This is a genomic window from Chryseobacterium gleum (genome assembly GCF_900636535.1).
Taxonomy (GTDB): domain Bacteria; phylum Bacteroidota; class Bacteroidia; order Flavobacteriales; family Weeksellaceae; genus Chryseobacterium; species Chryseobacterium gleum.
On record NZ_LR134289.1, the window covers coordinates 1,210,931 to 1,226,574 of the forward strand.

Here is a 15,644-nt window from a genome sequence, read left to right on the forward strand (position 1 = left end):
GAAAGGCTACAGAGTGGTTACCCACGACAGAAGAGGCCACGGGCGTTCCAGCCAGAATATCTACAATCACACTATTGAACAATATGCATCTGATGCTGCAGAACTGGTTGAATTTTTAGACTTGAAAGATGTTGTACACATCGGACATTCAACAGGTGGTGGTGAAGTGATCCGTTATGTGAATAAATATTCCAATGGAAGAGCTAAGAAAGCGGTTCTGATCAGCGCCATTCCACCGGTAATGGTGAAAAGTGAGAATAATCCTGACGGCGTTCCTATGGAGGTTTTCGACAATATAAGGGAACAGACGATGAACAACAGAAATCAGTTTTACTATGATCTGACTTTCCCTTTCTACGGCTACAACAGAGAAGGAGCGAACGTAAAAGATGGAATTCAGAGAAACTGGTGGAGACAAGGGCTAATGGGAGGAATCGTGGCACATTATGATGGGATCAAAGCCTTTTCAGAAACCGATTTAACCGAAGACTTAAAAGCTGTTGACATTCCTGTTTTGGTAATGCATGGCGAAGATGACCAGATCGTTCCTATTGCCAATGCGGCATTAAAATCAATTAAATTATTAAAGAACGGAAAGCTGATCACGTATCCGGGATTCCCTCATGGTATGCCGACTACAGAGCATCCAACCATCAACAAAGACCTTCTTGAATTTATCAGATCTTAAAAACAATCTCTTTTTCAATATATTTAAGATGAACTTTACTGGTTCATCTTTTTTATTTCAGGTATTGTAACCACTCACATGCAGATCTTTTTCAATTTTTCCTATCTTTAAACTTTCAAGTAAGAATTTTCTATGAGTAAGCCTTCTGATCCCAATGCAGAAATGATGAAACGCCTGCAGGAAATGCAGAAAGAACAGCTTATGATTTCCCGTTTAACCAAAGAGTTGTCTACCATTTTAGATAAGAAACAGCTTCAGCTTGTTATCAATACATCTTTCAAAACTGAACTGGGATTCAATGATTGTATGATGATCAGGGATATAAAAGGAAATATTGAAATATTAGGCATCGGGACTGAAAATCAGAATCATACCACAGACCAACAGCTTGACAGGTATGTAAAAAACTGTCTTGATTCTGCGGAGCTTCTTCTTTTTGATCTTAAAGAACTGTCACCCCTTCCTTCCTGTTTTACCAAAGCTAAAAATTCGGGGATGCGGATGGCTGTCGGATTGGGACTGCCGGCTGTCAGTGAAAGTAAAAATGTACTCTTTCTTTTCTACAAAAGCTTTATTTCAAGAGATACAATTCCGGAAAGAATTTTAAACGGTATTTCTACCCAGCTTTCCATTACCTTCCATAATATAGATGTTCAGGAACAGTTGAAAACATTTCAGGGAAATATCCGGGACTTTCCGAAAGAAGTTAAAGAAGAAAAGAAAAGCGAACACGGCTTTCATGGAATTGTGGGACAAAGTGAAGCCATGCAGTTCATTTTTGAACAGATTACACAGGTAGCTCCTTCACAATCCAACGTGATTATCTTTGGAGAGACGGGTACAGGAAAAGAACTTATAGCACAGGCGGTTCATGAACTTTCGGAATTTTCGGGAAAGAAAATGATCAGGATAAACTGTGCGGCTATTCCTGCCAATTTAATAGAATCTGAACTTTTCGGGCATGAAAAAGGAAGCTTTACTGGAGCAACAGAGCAGCGGAAAGGAAAGTTTGAACAGGCCCATAACAGCACTATTTTCCTGGATGAAATTGGTGAACTTCCTCTGGAATTACAAGCGAGGCTTCTGAGGGTTCTTCAGGAAAAAGAAATTGAAAGAATCGGGGGAAACAAAAGGATTAAGGTGAATGCGCGGATCATTACGGCCACCAACAGGAATCTTGAAAAAGAAGTGGCGGAAGGAAGATTCAGGCTGGATCTGTATTACCGTTTGAATGTATTTCCTATTGAACTGCCTCCGCTGAGAGAAAGAAAAGAGGATATTCCTTTGCTGGCAGACTATTTCCTTGAAAAACTCTATCCTAAGACAGGCAAAAAGATTAATGGTTTTTCTCAGAACGTAGTCAAAATGATGATGGCTAATCCATGGTTGGGTAATATCCGTGAACTGGAAAATATGGTTGAAAGAAGTATGCTGACGGCAAAAGGGGATATCATCAGGGAAATGGATTTTCCGAAAGTTATCAATTACCAAAATACAGATCAGGAGGTTCAGGTTAAAACGCTTCAGGAATTTGAAAAGGAATATATTCTAAAAATAATCAAAAAATGTAACGGCCGTATTTTCGGGGAAATAGGCGCTGCCAAATTACTGGGATTGCCTCCGACAACGCTTATTTCCAAAATGCAGAAACTTGGAATAGAGAAAAAACATTATTTCAGGGAGTCTGAATAATCTTTGTAAAGCCCCATTTCTATTTTCCCGGAAGACAAAGCCCAGAAAATCCAGAGTCCTAAAATGATCATCAAAGAAACCGCCGGTATCCAGAACGACAGGATTAAAGCAATAACATAGATGGGAAGCCCATATAAATAATTATTATGGATCTTTTTTATAGCCGCATCGGTAATACCGGGACGCAAAAGTTTTTTATTCCGTGTGGCCAGAAACCATAATAAATTGTAAGCAAGATTGATCAGGACAAAAATACCGGTATAAAGCGCTACAACAACAGAGGAAGCTTCACCATCAAAATACCTTGCCAGCAAAGCGGTCGGATAAGAAACTGCCGAAACCAGAAAAAGGATCAGTCCATTGGCAAACATAATTGCAGAATTCCTGATGTAGATCTGTTTGAAAATCTTATGATGGTTTACCCACATGATAAAAATACTGAAAAATGAAAGGATAAATGCCAGAAATGCCGGCCATTGATTCTTCAGAAAGACCAGCAGATCATTCCCGTTCTGTATTGAATGTTCTTCAGGAAAATGAAGATCCAGCACCAAAAGCGTAACGGCTATTGCAAAAACACCATCGCTGAACCCTTCTATTCTGAGCGTTTCTTTTTCCATAATTACCTGATTGATTTATGATTCTAAAGACATAATAATTTTGTCCTCCAATTATTTGAAGAATTATAATTAAAAAATTGTAAGAAAATAGGGTTTCCGGTTAGCTTTCCCCGGAATTATTTATAGCCTTTGTCAATTCCCAGTTTTTTCATTTTGGAATATAAAGTCTGAGCTTGTATCTTCAGCAGCTCTGCAGCGCCACCCGGCCCGGAAACTTTTCCGTTGGAAGTCTGAAGCGCACTCATGATATGATCTCTTTCCATATCTTCCAATGATTTCAGTGGCCCTTGTATTTCTGTAGGCTTTTCAATGATTTTGGGCAGATCGAAGCTTTCTATTTCTGTGGTCTTGGCCAGAAGAACACTTCTTTCAATAAGATGCTCCAGCTCACGGATATTGCCAGGCCATTGATAATTTAACAGCTGTTCTAATGCTTTTTCACTGATGGATGTGATATTTCTTCTCGAAGCAGCGGCATATTTATTCAGGAAAAAATGGGCCAGCAAGACGATATCTTCCTTTCTTTCTCTCAGCGGAGGCAGCTCAATAGGGAAAACATTCAAACGGTAATACAGATCCAGCCTGAATCTTCCTTCTGCCACTTCTTTTTCCAGGGAACGGTTGGTAGCAGCTACAATTCTTACGTTTACTTTAACCGTATTATTTCCTCCCAGCCGTTCAATTTCTTTTTCCTGTAAAACTCTCAGTAATTTAACCTGTGAATCCAGTGGCAGCTCCCCTATTTCATCCAGGAAGACGGTTCCACCGTTGGCTTGTTCAAATTTTCCGATCCTCAATGTATTGGCTCCGGTGAAACTTCCTTTTTCGTGTCCGAAAAGCTCAGATTCGATAAGCGCATGCGGCAGGGCGGCACAGTTGACCACAACAATAGGATGGGCTTTACGTTCTGAAAGCTCATGAACGGAATGGGCTACTTTTTCCTTTCCTGTTCCGCTTTCCCCGACCACCAGAACAGACGTATCTGTAGGAGCTACCACCCTTATTTTTTCAACAACATCCTGAAGTACCTTGCTTTTCCCGATAATTCCTTCAATGACTTCGTTATTTCCGGTATCAGTACACAATTCACAGCCTCTTTCCATGTCATAGCGGTATCTGGCAATGTCAAGCATAACAATCATGTCACGTTCCCGGAAGGGTTTTACCATAAATCCGTAAGGCTGTGTTTCTTTCACTGCTTCCAGAGTAGACTGGTTGGTATTGGCTGAAATATAAAGAAAAGGAAGATTCATTTCACGCAGTTCCCAGGCAAGATCGATTCCTGTGAGGTCACCTTTTAAGATGATATCAAGAAGCACCCAATCCGGCTTATTATCTGCAATCAGTTTTCTGGCCTGAACCACTGAAGATGCAATACCCGTGACCTGATAACCGGCTTTCATCAGCATCAGTTTCAGATCATTGGCTACAATAAATTCATCTTCTACAATTAATATTTTTTCTTTCATAATAATCAGCCTTTAATTTGAAGGAGTTATTTCTGTATTTTTTCTGAAGGTAATCGTCACTTTTAAGCCCCCTTTGTTTTCGAGATGGAAGGTTCCGTCCAACTGGTCGGTAAGCCCGCGCATCAGATTCATTCCCAAAGAATCTGTTTCTTCGATATTAAAATCTTCAGGAAGCCCTACTCCATTATCTGAAATCATTAGTTCACAAAGATCTTCGTCGGTATTTTTAAATGAAACAAAAACTTCCCCTTTGCGGTCATCCGGAAATGCATATTTTACGGTATTATTGACCGCTTCATTGACGATCAGTCCCATAGGAACGGCCTGTGCCACGTCAAGAAACACTTTATCAGTATCCACCGTAAAGTTGATTTTCCTTTCGGATGAATAACATTCTTTGATATAGGTAATCAGCTCATAAATATACCACGACATGTCAATCATTGAAAGATTGTCAGACTGATAAAGCTTCTGGTGGATCAGGGACATCGCGTGCATTCTGTGCTGGCTGTTCTGGATGGCCATCAGGGCATCTTCATTGTCCAGATAAGCCGACTGTGTATTAAGTAAACTGATCACAATCTGCAGGTTATTTTTAACCCTGTGATGGATTTCCTTTAAAAGCCATTCTTTCTCAGAAAGTAATTTCTTCAGTTGCTCATTCTGCTCATCAATCTGCTTACGTTTCAGTTCCAGGTTTTTATTGGCATTGCTTTTTAATCTTGAACGGTTATACAGCAAAGCAGCAAAAAGGATCAGCGCCAGAATACTTCCAATGAAAACATATCTGATAAAGGTATCATTGGCAATTTTAATATCCTGCAGTTTTGCTTTCTGGGTCAGCAGCTGAATATTTTTATCTTTCTGTTCTGTCTCAAACTGAATTTTAAGGCTGTTGATCTGCTTGCTTTTTTCGCCGTTAAAAACAGAATCAGAAAGTTTTTTGTACAGCTGATAATGTTGTATGGCATCAAGGTATTTTCCCTGTATGGAATCTGCCTTAAACCACATTAAATGATTCTCCGAACGAAGCATATCATTTCCGTTATTTTTAGCTATTGAATCAAAAAGTCTGGCTTCACGGTACATTTTATTAAAGTTCCGGGTCTGGTAATGATAGAAAACAAAGCTCCGCAGCAATGAGGCCTGTTGGTTATTTTTTTCAGCATTTTCACCATAATAGGCCACCAGTTTTTTGTAGTAGGCTTCCGCTTCGTTAAACTGCTTTAGAATAGTGTAGGTGCTGAACAGGATATAGTTTTCCGACATTTCAAAATTCTGATCTACAATAGGATACTTTTCTCTGTATTCCTGAATCATGGTAATGGCCTGCTTAAATTTTTTCTGCCTGATCAGCATCGTAGAAATATTATTGGCCACCGTTCTGATGTAAGTATTATCTTTGTTTTTCTTTGCTGTGGCAAGTGATTTTTCCCAATACTTCATGGCATCATCATTCTTACGGAGATAGTAATACACCATTCCGATATTGCTGTAAATAGAGCACATCTGTAAAGAATAATCATTCACACTTTCAGCTGTTTTTTCAGCAAGAAGACCATAACGGAGCGCTTCCTCATAATCCGCCTTCTGAATTTCAACCTGGGAGATAAGGTTATAGACACTCTGTAATTCTCTGAATTTCACAGACTGATAAACAGACAGGGATTGTTTAAGTAAGCCCAGAGCCTTATCAGCATTTTCTTTGATGTAGTAAAGTTCACCCAGATCTTTTAAAACGCCTGCCTGATTCAGTTTTGATCCTGAATTCTTAAACAGTTCCAATGCTTTTTCTTTCAGTTTGATTTTAGTATCAAAATATTCGGGTTTATTGTCATACATATATGATAATTCATTGTATGCTTCTCCGGCCTGCTCTTTAAAATGATTTTTTTCAAAATAAGAAAGCGCCTGTTTCATGTTGGAAAAAGCAATCGTTTTACGGCCTCTTTCTTTATCTATTTTGGCATCCAGAAAGATGAGTTTTCCGGCAGACAACGGATCCTCGGATTTCATATTGAGTGCTTTTGCCTGTCTGTTAAGAATAGCGGCACTGTCGAGATCAGCTTTCAACTCTCCTTTTTTAGTAATGTAATAGTTACTCAGACGCAGCAATAAAGCGATTTTCTGAGTAGTATTGGTGGAAGAGGAAATCTGTTTTCTCAACAGTGCAGGATTTTCCTGGATCTGTGCTTTTGTATTGCATGAAAACATCAAAACCAACGAAAAAAATACTATCCTTAGTAGATTTTTAGATAAAAAATAAAGGCCGAAATTCATTTTTTAAAGGTAATCTATTATCCTGTAATCTGCCATAGTCCTGTGCTAGTTTTTACGGTGGTAAAAATAACAGATGATCATTGCCAGTCCGGGTAAAACCAATGTTACCAGCCCATATTGTTTTCCTGCATAAGCCCCTAAAAAACAGCCTACCAGAAATCCGAGTATGGTAACCAGCTGCTTCTTCAGACTTGCCCATGCTTCAGGGTGGTGAAACCCGTTTGATAACAGCGTTCCGAAATCCAGGGAAGCCTGGGTTACATTTCCTGTCATCATGGTCGTCGGGCCATGGGTTTCTTTTGCATAAAGTTTTCCGAAAGCATTCTGAAGTCCCATTGCAAAAACGGTAATCATAGCCACAGTATACATCACAACTTCTGAAAATGTTCCGTAATAACTGAAAACGGCAACAATCATCCCGGCCGACAAGAGCAGTGCTCCTTCCCAGAATAACAGCGTATAATGATTGATGACTTTCCCGGCAATCCTCCCTCCTGCCATAACCGCAAGAATAAATACCGGAAACGTAAGCAGCTTTACCCAGGCATGAATATCCGATCCTTTCACAAACTGATAGGCAAATACAATAAAGTTCCCCGTAACATGCGCCGAAAAAAGGGCATCTGCAGCTACAAAAGTCACGGTATCGCAATATCCGGCAATCATGGTTAACAATAAGGTGACAAAACCGATATTATGTTTTACTTCCATGTTTCTATTTTAAATGTGAACGCAGCATCCAGGCCATTTTCTCATGAGTTTCCAGTAATCCTGTGATATAGTCGCTTGTTCCTGGATCACGGAATTCAACAGCAAAGTTTTCAATATTTTCACGAAGATGAATGATGATGCTTTCATGGTCGGAAAGAAGTGCTCTGATGTAAGTCAGGCTGTCGTTCGATTCCAGATGATGCTCAGACAAATGGGTTAATGCAAGATATTCCCTTAAAGTAGCCGGAGCGTAATGCCCAAGCGTTCTGATTCTTTCTGCCAGATCGTCGATGATGTCGTCCAGCTGCCCGTATTGTGCCTCGAAAAACAGGTGTTTATTGTAAAAATCCGGTCCTTCCACATTCCAATGTGCTTTTCTTGTTTTGGTATACAATACAAATTCGTCTGCTAAGGTGGTAACCAGTACTTCAGCAACTTTTGCTAAATTTTCGTTTTTAATTCCGATTGAAGTTTTCATTTTATAAAATATTTAATAAGTAATAATCAAGTGAATATCTTCCTGCTCCCAAGGCAAGAATCAGTAACAGGGAAAGGGTGTACATGAAAGGAACGTCCCGTACTTCCAGTGAATCTTTTCTGTGAACCACAAAATATCCGATAGCCGTTACCCCAATGGTTGGTAAAACGGCAAGCCTGGTTCCCAGTCCTAAAATAATCAGAAACGGAACCACAAGATCAGCAAATGAAGCGACTATGGCATTGAGTTGATCAGGCAATCCCAGAGGATTGGGAATCACTTCCCTTTGTCCGTTTTCCAGCCTGAATTTCTTTAAACCATGCACTCTGAACAATTGAATCGCAAGGAGTACCCGGAAAACCAGGAATGAAGCATCATTGAATGGTGAACCTAAATCTGATGAAAGGATCTGTTTTAAAATTTCCATATGTATTGATCGTTAAAAAGCAAAGCACGAACAGCCTAAAGCTCCCCAGAATGTGTGGTAATTATTAACGGGCACATTGCTCATCCTTGCCTGGTTATGGTTATGATGATGAATATCGCAGCTTCCGGCACAGCTATGAATTTGCGAAGCTAAAGGAGCTTTTAAATCCTGTTTTGCATTTTTCTCAATTTCTTTCTGAAAATGTCCGCCTGCAGGGTAATATCCGTTATAAAGATTCGTTGGAGACCAATCCGGAAGCACAGGAATGGATGGTGGTGCGTAGGATGAGAATGTTCCTTTGGCATAGACTATTTTCCCGTCAACAATGGTCATTTCCGCTTCAATATTTTTGATCTCTTCATCATCAACCGTGAAATAATCCTGATCAAGAACTGCCAGATCGGCAAACATTCCTACTCTGATATCACCTTTTTTCTGCTGTTCCTGAGAGAACCATGCACTACCTTTCGTGTACAGCTCCAATGCGGTTGCTCTGTCCAGCTTTGTTTCGTGATACAATTGAAGTCCGCCAACGGTTTTTCCTGCGGTCAGCCAATACATGGAAACCCATGGATTATAGCTGCTTACTCTTGTGGCATCCGAACCTCCGCCTACAGGAACTCCCATTTCCAGCATTTTTTTGACGGGTGGTGTACTTTCTGCGGCCGGGGAACCATAACGGTCTGCAAAATATTCTCCCTGGTAAGCCATTCTGCTCTGGATGGCGATTCCTCCGCCAAGCATTTTTACCCTTTCGATATTTTTTTCATCAATGGTTTCTGCATGATCAAAAATCCATGGAAGACCATTGAAGGGAATATCGCGGTTTACTTTTTCAAAGACATTTAAAAACCGGGTGATGCTTTCATTATAGGTGGCGTGAAGCCTGAATGGCCAGCGGTTTTCTACCAGTAAACGGACTACTTTTTCGAGATCTGCTTCCATGTTTTCAGGCAGATCGGGTCTTGGCTGAAGAAAGTCTTCAAAATCGGCTGCCGAAAATACGAGCATCTCTCCCGCCCCGTTGTGGCGGTACATATCATCCCCCTGATATAATTTTACCGTGTCGATCCAATCGCTGAAATCTTCAAATTCATGCTTAGGTTTCTGGGTAAAAAGATTATACGCGATCCTTACCGTAAGCTGCTTTTTCTCATTCAGTTCGTTTACCACCTGATAATCATCCGGAAAATTCTGGAATCCTCCGCCGGCATCAATAACGCTGGTAATTCCGAAGCGGTTCAGTTCTGTCATAAAATGCCTTGTGGAATTCAGCTGGTGTTCGTAAGAAAGCTTCGGACCTTTTGCTAATGTTGAATATAAGATCATGGCATTGGGTGTGGCAATAATCAACCCTGTGGGTTCACCGTTAGCATCTCTTTCAATATGTCCGCCAGCCGGAGCTGGGGTGTCTTTGGTAAATCCAACCGCTTTCAATGCTGCCCTGTTCATTAAGGCCCTGTCGTATAAATGCAGGATAAAAACAGGTGTTTCCGGAGCAATGGCATTAATTTCCTCCAGGGTTGGCATCCTTCTTTCTGCAAACTGGAATTCGGACCATCCTCCCACAACACGAACCCATTGCGGGGAAGGCGTACGGTCTACCTGGTCTTTTAACATTCTGAGCGCATCGGCCAGTGAGGGAACTCCGTCCCATCTTAATTCCAGGTTGTAATTCAATCCGCCACGGATCAGATGGATATGAGAATCATTGATTCCCGGTACTACTCTTTTCTTTCTGAGATCAATAAGTTTTGTGGCCTCATCTGCAAACTGGTCTGCCAGTCCGTCATTTCCAACCGCGATAATTTTCCCGTCTTTAATGGCCACGGCAGAAACTTCCGGAGTTTCTTTATTGAAAGTGTGTATTTTTCCGTTGTATAGGATAAGATCTGCTTTCATTTGTAATTATTTGGTGTTCAACTTCGAAATAGCATCCTGAATTCCTCCTCCGGCAATGGTGAAAAATGATGGCCCGGCCAGCAGAATCAGTTTTTTCAGTTTCATTTTATCGGATAAATGCTGAGCATTTAAATATGATTGGGCACGATAGGCGTCAAAGGCACCCAAAACCACATTTTCTGCCACTAAAGCGGTTGGAGAATCAATTCCTGCATCTTTGATATCGCTGGCAAATGATACGGTATGTACCTGCAGTTTCAAAGCTTCTCTCATCGCAACACTTCCTACTTCTTTCATCAATTCAGCATCGAAAGAGTTTCTGTTCCCCAGGCCGATCAACAGCAGTTTTCCGGAGGCAAGGCTTCCTTTTGGAGGGTTAATTAATAAGGTTTCCAAAGCGTGTCCTTTGAACTGTCCTTTTTTACGGACTTCTGTAATAATTCCTTTTAATGCTTCATCCAGATGAACCATTCCGTTCAGTTCTTTGGGAAGCGCCGGCGGATTGACAATATCTCCTTCAGTATATTCGAAAACACAGGCGATCTGTAGATCTGCTTTAGCAGCAGAAGGTCCCTGAACCAGTCCTACAACAGAAATTCCGTCAACAGTTCCCCATGTTTTTGAGGTTCCGACTGCTGTTTTTTCTGTAGCAGCCTGTGCTGAAACGAAGTGGGTTCCCGCAGTTGCCAAAATCAATGCTGTAAAGAGTGTTTTTGACCAATTGATGTATTTTGAAATTGAATTTTGCATAATAAATGATTTAGTAATGATTAAAATTTGAATCCCAGCCTGATATTCCAGAAAACACCGCTTTTGGCATCCTGAATGATATCTTCGATAAAAGGTCCTTTGTGGAAATACTGAAGTCCGCTCACCAAAGAGAAATGTTTGTTGAAATTATAGGTAAAGCTGGTTAAATAAGCCGTTCCGATATACCTTTTATCTGAACTGCTTCCGGGACGGTTCAATGCGCCGCTTGGCCGGTAAACGCCGTCGTTAAGGGAATATCGCCAGTTGAAGACAACATCCATCTGCATTTTGAGTCTGGAAGTCAGATCAAGGGTCATATACGGATGTATATCAATTAAATTGACGGGTCCCACCTGCGGACTGAAGCCGAAATAGCCTCCTTTCGGATATAAAGGATTAAATGTATTGAGCTTGCCGTCATTTTTAGAATGATCTCCTGATATATAATCGTTTCTCAGATTGATGCTTGGGCTGAATGTAAGGTTTTCAAAGAGATAGCCGATATCCACAGAACCCGTCCAGGCACTGATCTTTTCGTTTCCAAAGCGTCCGAACTGATAGGCCGCTTCCAGGTTATAGATAAATCCGCCGCCATATTTCCACAGTCTTCCACCAACTGTGTGACGCTTTTCTCTTGCTGTTCCGGCTTCAAAAACAGATTCGTCTCTACGGATTCCGAGATAATACAGATCCAGATTTCCGGCTTCTGGAATAATGATTTTGGAATAAAGCCCCCAAAGATTAAGCTGCTTTGAAAGGGTATTATCAAAAACTCCGGTCTTGACAGAGTCTGCCATCATTGCAAAAGCATCTACGGAAACATTTTTATAGGAATACATGATTTTAGCTCCTGTAAAAGACAGCCTTGCATTCGGTCCTTCCCTTACAGAAATTAATCTTCCGGAACCGTAGTCCAGCTCCTGTCTTCCCAGTCTCACTATCAGCTTCTGATCTTCCTTATTCACCAAACCTGCATCCAGAAAGAGATTCTGAATACTCAGCTGGTCTTCATCAATGCCTCTTGAACCGTTTTTTCTTCCGTTTTGCAAAGCACTTCTGATCTGTGAAAATATTCTGAAGTTTTTCCCGAAATGCCAGTCTGCATGAAGGTCATAGCGTTGGAGAAAAAAGTCGTTGTGTCCTATGTTAAGCCTTCCCCAATCTTCATTGTTGAAATCCACATATTCATACCTTGCCTCGCCACCCAATGAGAGATAGACATCTTTCTTTTCATTGAGAGGGAGATATTTAATTTTGTCATAAAAGCTCTTTGTGGAATCTTTCAGATATTCATAATTTTCGTCATACCGCAGAAGTTTAAAGCTCTGGGAGGAGAATGTTTCAGAACATAAAAGAACTGTAATGATAAAAGCTTTTAAGAACAGTATTGAAGGTGCAGATTTCAACATTGAAAATGGTATATGGATTTTAATGATTCAGCATATGGTGAGCATAATGGATTCCTAATCCGTAAGACGCACCATATTTTTTCATAAGGTCAGTTACAGGACCGTATGTTTCCTGACGTGCCCAGTCTCTCTGAAGTTCAAGGATATACTGAATGGAAGTCATAGGCTTTACTCCGGAATGGATCATTCTCTGTACTGCTCTTTCGTGCGCCTCATCACTTACATCTCCGCAGGCATCGGTAATGACATACACATCATAGCCTTCCTCAAGCGCAGATAATGCAGGCCCCACAATACAAACGCCTGTCCATAATCCTGCGAAAACCAGCTTCTGTTTCTGTGTTCCCACAATTGCTTTATAAGCGGCTTCATCTTCCCATGTATTCATAGTAGTTCTGTCGATATATCCTGAGGTTGCCATAGGAAATGCTTCCTCAATTTCAGGGAAAACAGGACCTGAAAAACTTTGTTCGGCAACTGTGGTAACGATGGTCGGAACATTAAATATTTTAGAAGCACCACACAGTACCGCAACGTTATTACGCAGCTCATTCATGGAGATACTTTTGGTGGCAAATGCCATTTGTCCTTCAAAATCAATCAGTACCAGTGCATGATTTTCAGGGGAAAGGAGTTTTGATGATGGTTTCATAAAGTTTATTTTATTAAATAATTGGGGTTACGTTAATTGGATGATAGTTTTCTGATGAGTTCTGTACTTACAGTATCCGCATAGATTCCGTAAGCGCTCGTCAGGATGCCTTTTACAGAATACTTGTCGGAAGCGATGCCGTAGACTACTTCTTCATCTCCCTGATCGGTATCTCCTTCAAAGCGGAATGTATATCGTATTTTAAAGTCTTCCGGAGAGACATCAAGAAAATTATTGAGCCTGATGCAATCATTTTTAAGGTTAAAATCTTCTGTATATCCGTTTTGATTAAGCCACTGAACGGCCTCAGTCAACGTATCAAAAGCTGGCTGTATCGTATTCATTGGTAAAGAATGCTGGTTATTCTGTGATAAAAGCTAAAATATCTTTGTTGATGGTTGGATGCTCTGTAGTCGGCATTCCGTGAGGGAATCCCGGATATGTGATCAGTTTTCCGTTCTTTAGTAATTTGGCTGATTTTATCGCTGAATTTTCAATCGGTACAATCTGGTCATCTTCACCGTGAAGAACCAATACCGGAATATCAACAGCTTTTAAATCTTCGGTTAAATCGGTTTCTGAAAAGGCTTTGATCCCATCATAATGAGCAACAATTCCACCCATCAGTCCCTGTCTCCACCAGTTTCTCTGTACACCGTCTTTTACATCAGCACCTTCTCTGTTGTAGCCGTAGAAGGGGAAAGTAAGGTCATAGTAAAACTGATTTCTGTTGTTCATCGTCTGTTCCCTGATATTGTCGAAAACTTCCATAGGAACACCGTCAGGATTGTTTTCACTTTTCACCATTACCGGTGGAATGGCACTGATCAAAACCGCTTTCTTAGCTCTTCCGTTTGCATATTTGTTAACATAACGGATTACTTCACCACCGCCTGTTGAATGTCCGATGTGGACAACATCTTTCAGATCTAAAAATTCAACCAGTTCTGCGGCATCAGAAGCGTATTGTTCAATAGTGTGGTTGTAGATATTCTGGCTTGAACGTCCGTGGCCTCTTCTGTCGTGGGTAACCACTCTGTAGCCTTTCTGCAGAAAGAAGATCACCTGTGCATCCCAGTCATCAGATGATAAAGGCCATCCGTGGTGAAACATTAATACAGGTCCTTCTCCCTGATCTTTGTAAAAAATTTCTGTTCCGTCTTTTAATGTTAATGTGCTCATTGTTGTAGTATTTTTTTGAATTAAACTTATGAGCATAATGCCAAAAAATAACCCAAAACAATAAAATAATTGGTTTTCAATATATTATTAAAAACAGTTTGTAAATTACACTACGAAATATCGTAGTTTTATGATCTACCCTTTACCTTTTATATAAAAAACATATAAAATTTAACAATAGAAACTGTCAAATTGAAGCTTGCCACGATGAATAACAAAAAAATCAGACCTGAGTCTGATTTTATTTTTTAATAAATAATATTAATATCTTAATCTGCTGAAAGTTGCTATGACAGCCGTTATTCCGCCTTTATTTGTGACAGATCAAGACCCAGTTTTGTAAATTCTTCCTGTCCTTTATCCGTAATATAATAGTTACGGTCTGCAGGATTTTCCTTGGCAATCCAGCCTTTCTCAACGAACTGTTCCAAGAGAAGCTGTCCTAATTTTCCGCCGATGTGCTCATAGCAAACCTTAGCGGGTTTTCTTCCGGCTGATGTATTCATATTATTAGTTTAATTGGTGTTATATGGATGTTTAATTCAGATGCAGATAATCTTTAATGGTTTTCAGAACTCCGAAACTGTCGTTGGTACATGCTTCAAAATTAGCCACCTGCTTTACGTTCGGATGGGCATTTTGCATGGCGTAAGAATATTTGGCATTCTTCAGCATTTCAATATCGTTCATATAGTCCCCGAAAGCCATCGTATTTTCAGGAGAAATGCCCAGCGATTTCTGAAGGATTTTCAAAGCGTTTCCTTTATTGATATCTTTATTCATAACATCCAGCCAATGGGCCCCTGAAACCACTATTTCCAGACCGAATTCCTCAAATTTTTTAAGGGCCGGATACAGATGTTTTTCAGAACCTTCCGGGTGATAGACTGCTATTTTAAAAGCGGTATCATCAATTTTCTCCGTCAGGTCATCCTTCTTCATGTTTTCAGTATAGTATTTGGAGAAAAAGTCTACAAACTGCTGATCTTCGGTTTCGTAATACGCCATCTTTTTAGCTGACAATACAGCTTTGGCACCGGGTATTTCACGGACCGCTTTAATGATGTCAACAATATATTTGTATTCAAGGGTATCAGCGAAAAGCTCCTGGTCTTTATAGATCACGTACCCTCCGTTTTCAGCAATAAAACCGATCTCACTTTCTATTTCTCCGAAATAATGGGTAATACCCGGCATCTGTCTTCCGCTTGCGGGTACAAATACAATATTTCTTTTTTTCAGTTCTTTATAAACTTCTGAAAATTCAGGGCTCATTTCATGGCTGGAGTTGAGAAACGTCCCATCCATGTCCGTCACAATTAATTTAATCTGTTCCATAATTTTATTGGGAAAAGCGAAATTCTGTACGTGGCAGCATCATAAT

16 protein-coding genes are annotated in these 15,644 nt (G+C 40.3%); 2 read left to right on the forward strand and 14 right to left on the reverse strand.

Translation table 11 applies throughout. From position 1 onward, the window contains the following. Positions 1 to 13: 13 nt before the first annotated feature. Together EL165_RS05630 and EL165_RS05635 are read left to right on the forward strand one after the other, a co-directional pair. Positions 14 to 688, forward strand: coding sequence for an alpha/beta fold hydrolase (locus tag EL165_RS05630; protein WP_002978765.1), 675 nt, complete (start codon positions 14 to 16; stop codon positions 686 to 688). 132 nt (positions 689 to 820) lie between these two features. Continuing rightward, complete coding sequence (locus EL165_RS05635) at positions 821 to 2,380, forward strand: sigma-54 interaction domain-containing protein (RefSeq protein WP_002978764.1); 1,560 nt, start codon at positions 821 to 823, stop codon at positions 2,378 to 2,380. Here the strand turns inward: EL165_RS05635 and EL165_RS05640 are convergent. From EL165_RS05640 to EL165_RS05705, 14 genes are all read right to left on the reverse strand, one after another. Then, positions 2,359 to 3,000: a TMEM175 family protein gene (locus EL165_RS05640; RefSeq protein ID WP_002978763.1), complete on the reverse strand. Its 642-nt coding sequence runs from the start codon at positions 2,998 to 3,000 to the stop codon at positions 2,359 to 2,361. The genes EL165_RS05635 and EL165_RS05640 overlap by 22 nt on opposite strands. A 116-nt stretch (positions 3,001 to 3,116) precedes the next feature. After that, the gene (locus EL165_RS05645; protein WP_002978762.1) at positions 3,117 to 4,469 is read right to left on the reverse strand and encodes a sigma-54-dependent transcriptional regulator; all 1,353 of its coding nucleotides are present in this window, start codon (positions 4,467 to 4,469) and stop codon (positions 3,117 to 3,119) included. A 12-nt stretch (positions 4,470 to 4,481) separates the two neighbouring features. Beyond that, positions 4,482 to 6,749: a tetratricopeptide repeat-containing sensor histidine kinase gene (locus tag EL165_RS05650; protein WP_081457761.1), complete on the reverse strand. Its 2,268-nt coding sequence runs from the start codon at positions 6,747 to 6,749 to the stop codon at positions 4,482 to 4,484. Between the two features lie 45 nt (positions 6,750 to 6,794). Further along, positions 6,795 to 7,460 (reverse strand): YoaK family protein, encoded by a 666-nt coding sequence (locus tag EL165_RS05655; RefSeq protein WP_002978760.1) that lies wholly within the window; start codon positions 7,458 to 7,460, stop codon positions 6,795 to 6,797. A gap of 4 nt (positions 7,461 to 7,464) precedes the next feature. Further along, the gene (locus EL165_RS05660; protein WP_002978759.1) at positions 7,465 to 7,938 is read right to left on the reverse strand and encodes a Dps family protein; all 474 of its coding nucleotides are present in this window, start codon (positions 7,936 to 7,938) and stop codon (positions 7,465 to 7,467) included. Position 7,939: 1 nt separating this feature from the next. Continuing rightward, complete coding sequence (locus tag EL165_RS05665; protein WP_002978758.1) at positions 7,940 to 8,365, reverse strand: DoxX family protein; 426 nt, start codon at positions 8,363 to 8,365, stop codon at positions 7,940 to 7,942. Positions 8,366 to 8,377: 12 nt separating this feature from the next. Further along, on the reverse strand, positions 8,378 to 10,267 hold the full coding sequence (locus EL165_RS05670) for an amidohydrolase (RefSeq protein ID WP_002978757.1): 1,890 nt from the start codon (positions 10,265 to 10,267) through the stop codon (positions 8,378 to 8,380). A gap of 6 nt (positions 10,268 to 10,273) precedes the next feature. Beyond that, complete coding sequence (locus EL165_RS05675) at positions 10,274 to 11,017, reverse strand: M17 family peptidase N-terminal domain-containing protein (RefSeq protein WP_002978756.1); 744 nt, start codon at positions 11,015 to 11,017, stop codon at positions 10,274 to 10,276. A gap of 20 nt (positions 11,018 to 11,037) precedes the next feature. Beyond that, a complete protein-coding gene (locus EL165_RS05680) occupies positions 11,038 to 12,426 on the reverse strand; it encodes an alginate export family protein (RefSeq protein WP_002978755.1) in 1,389 nt (462 codons plus the stop codon). Positions 12,427 to 12,445: 19 nt separating this feature from the next. Beyond that, the gene (locus EL165_RS05685) at positions 12,446 to 13,078 is read right to left on the reverse strand and encodes a hydrolase (RefSeq protein ID WP_002978754.1); all 633 of its coding nucleotides are present in this window, start codon (positions 13,076 to 13,078) and stop codon (positions 12,446 to 12,448) included. Positions 13,079 to 13,110: 32 nt separating this feature from the next. Beyond that, the gene (locus EL165_RS05690) at positions 13,111 to 13,422 is read right to left on the reverse strand and encodes a hypothetical protein (protein ID WP_002978753.1); all 312 of its coding nucleotides are present in this window, start codon (positions 13,420 to 13,422) and stop codon (positions 13,111 to 13,113) included. Between the two features lie 16 nt (positions 13,423 to 13,438). Next, positions 13,439 to 14,260, reverse strand: coding sequence for an alpha/beta fold hydrolase (locus EL165_RS05695; protein WP_041461454.1), 822 nt, complete (start codon positions 14,258 to 14,260; stop codon positions 13,439 to 13,441). A gap of 299 nt (positions 14,261 to 14,559) precedes the next feature. Beyond that, positions 14,560 to 14,766, reverse strand: coding sequence for a hypothetical protein (locus EL165_RS05700; protein WP_002978751.1), 207 nt, complete (start codon positions 14,764 to 14,766; stop codon positions 14,560 to 14,562). A gap of 31 nt (positions 14,767 to 14,797) precedes the next feature. After that, positions 14,798 to 15,598: a Cof-type HAD-IIB family hydrolase gene (locus tag EL165_RS05705; protein WP_002978750.1), complete on the reverse strand. Its 801-nt coding sequence runs from the start codon at positions 15,596 to 15,598 to the stop codon at positions 14,798 to 14,800. Between the last annotated feature and the right edge of the window lie 46 nt (positions 15,599 to 15,644).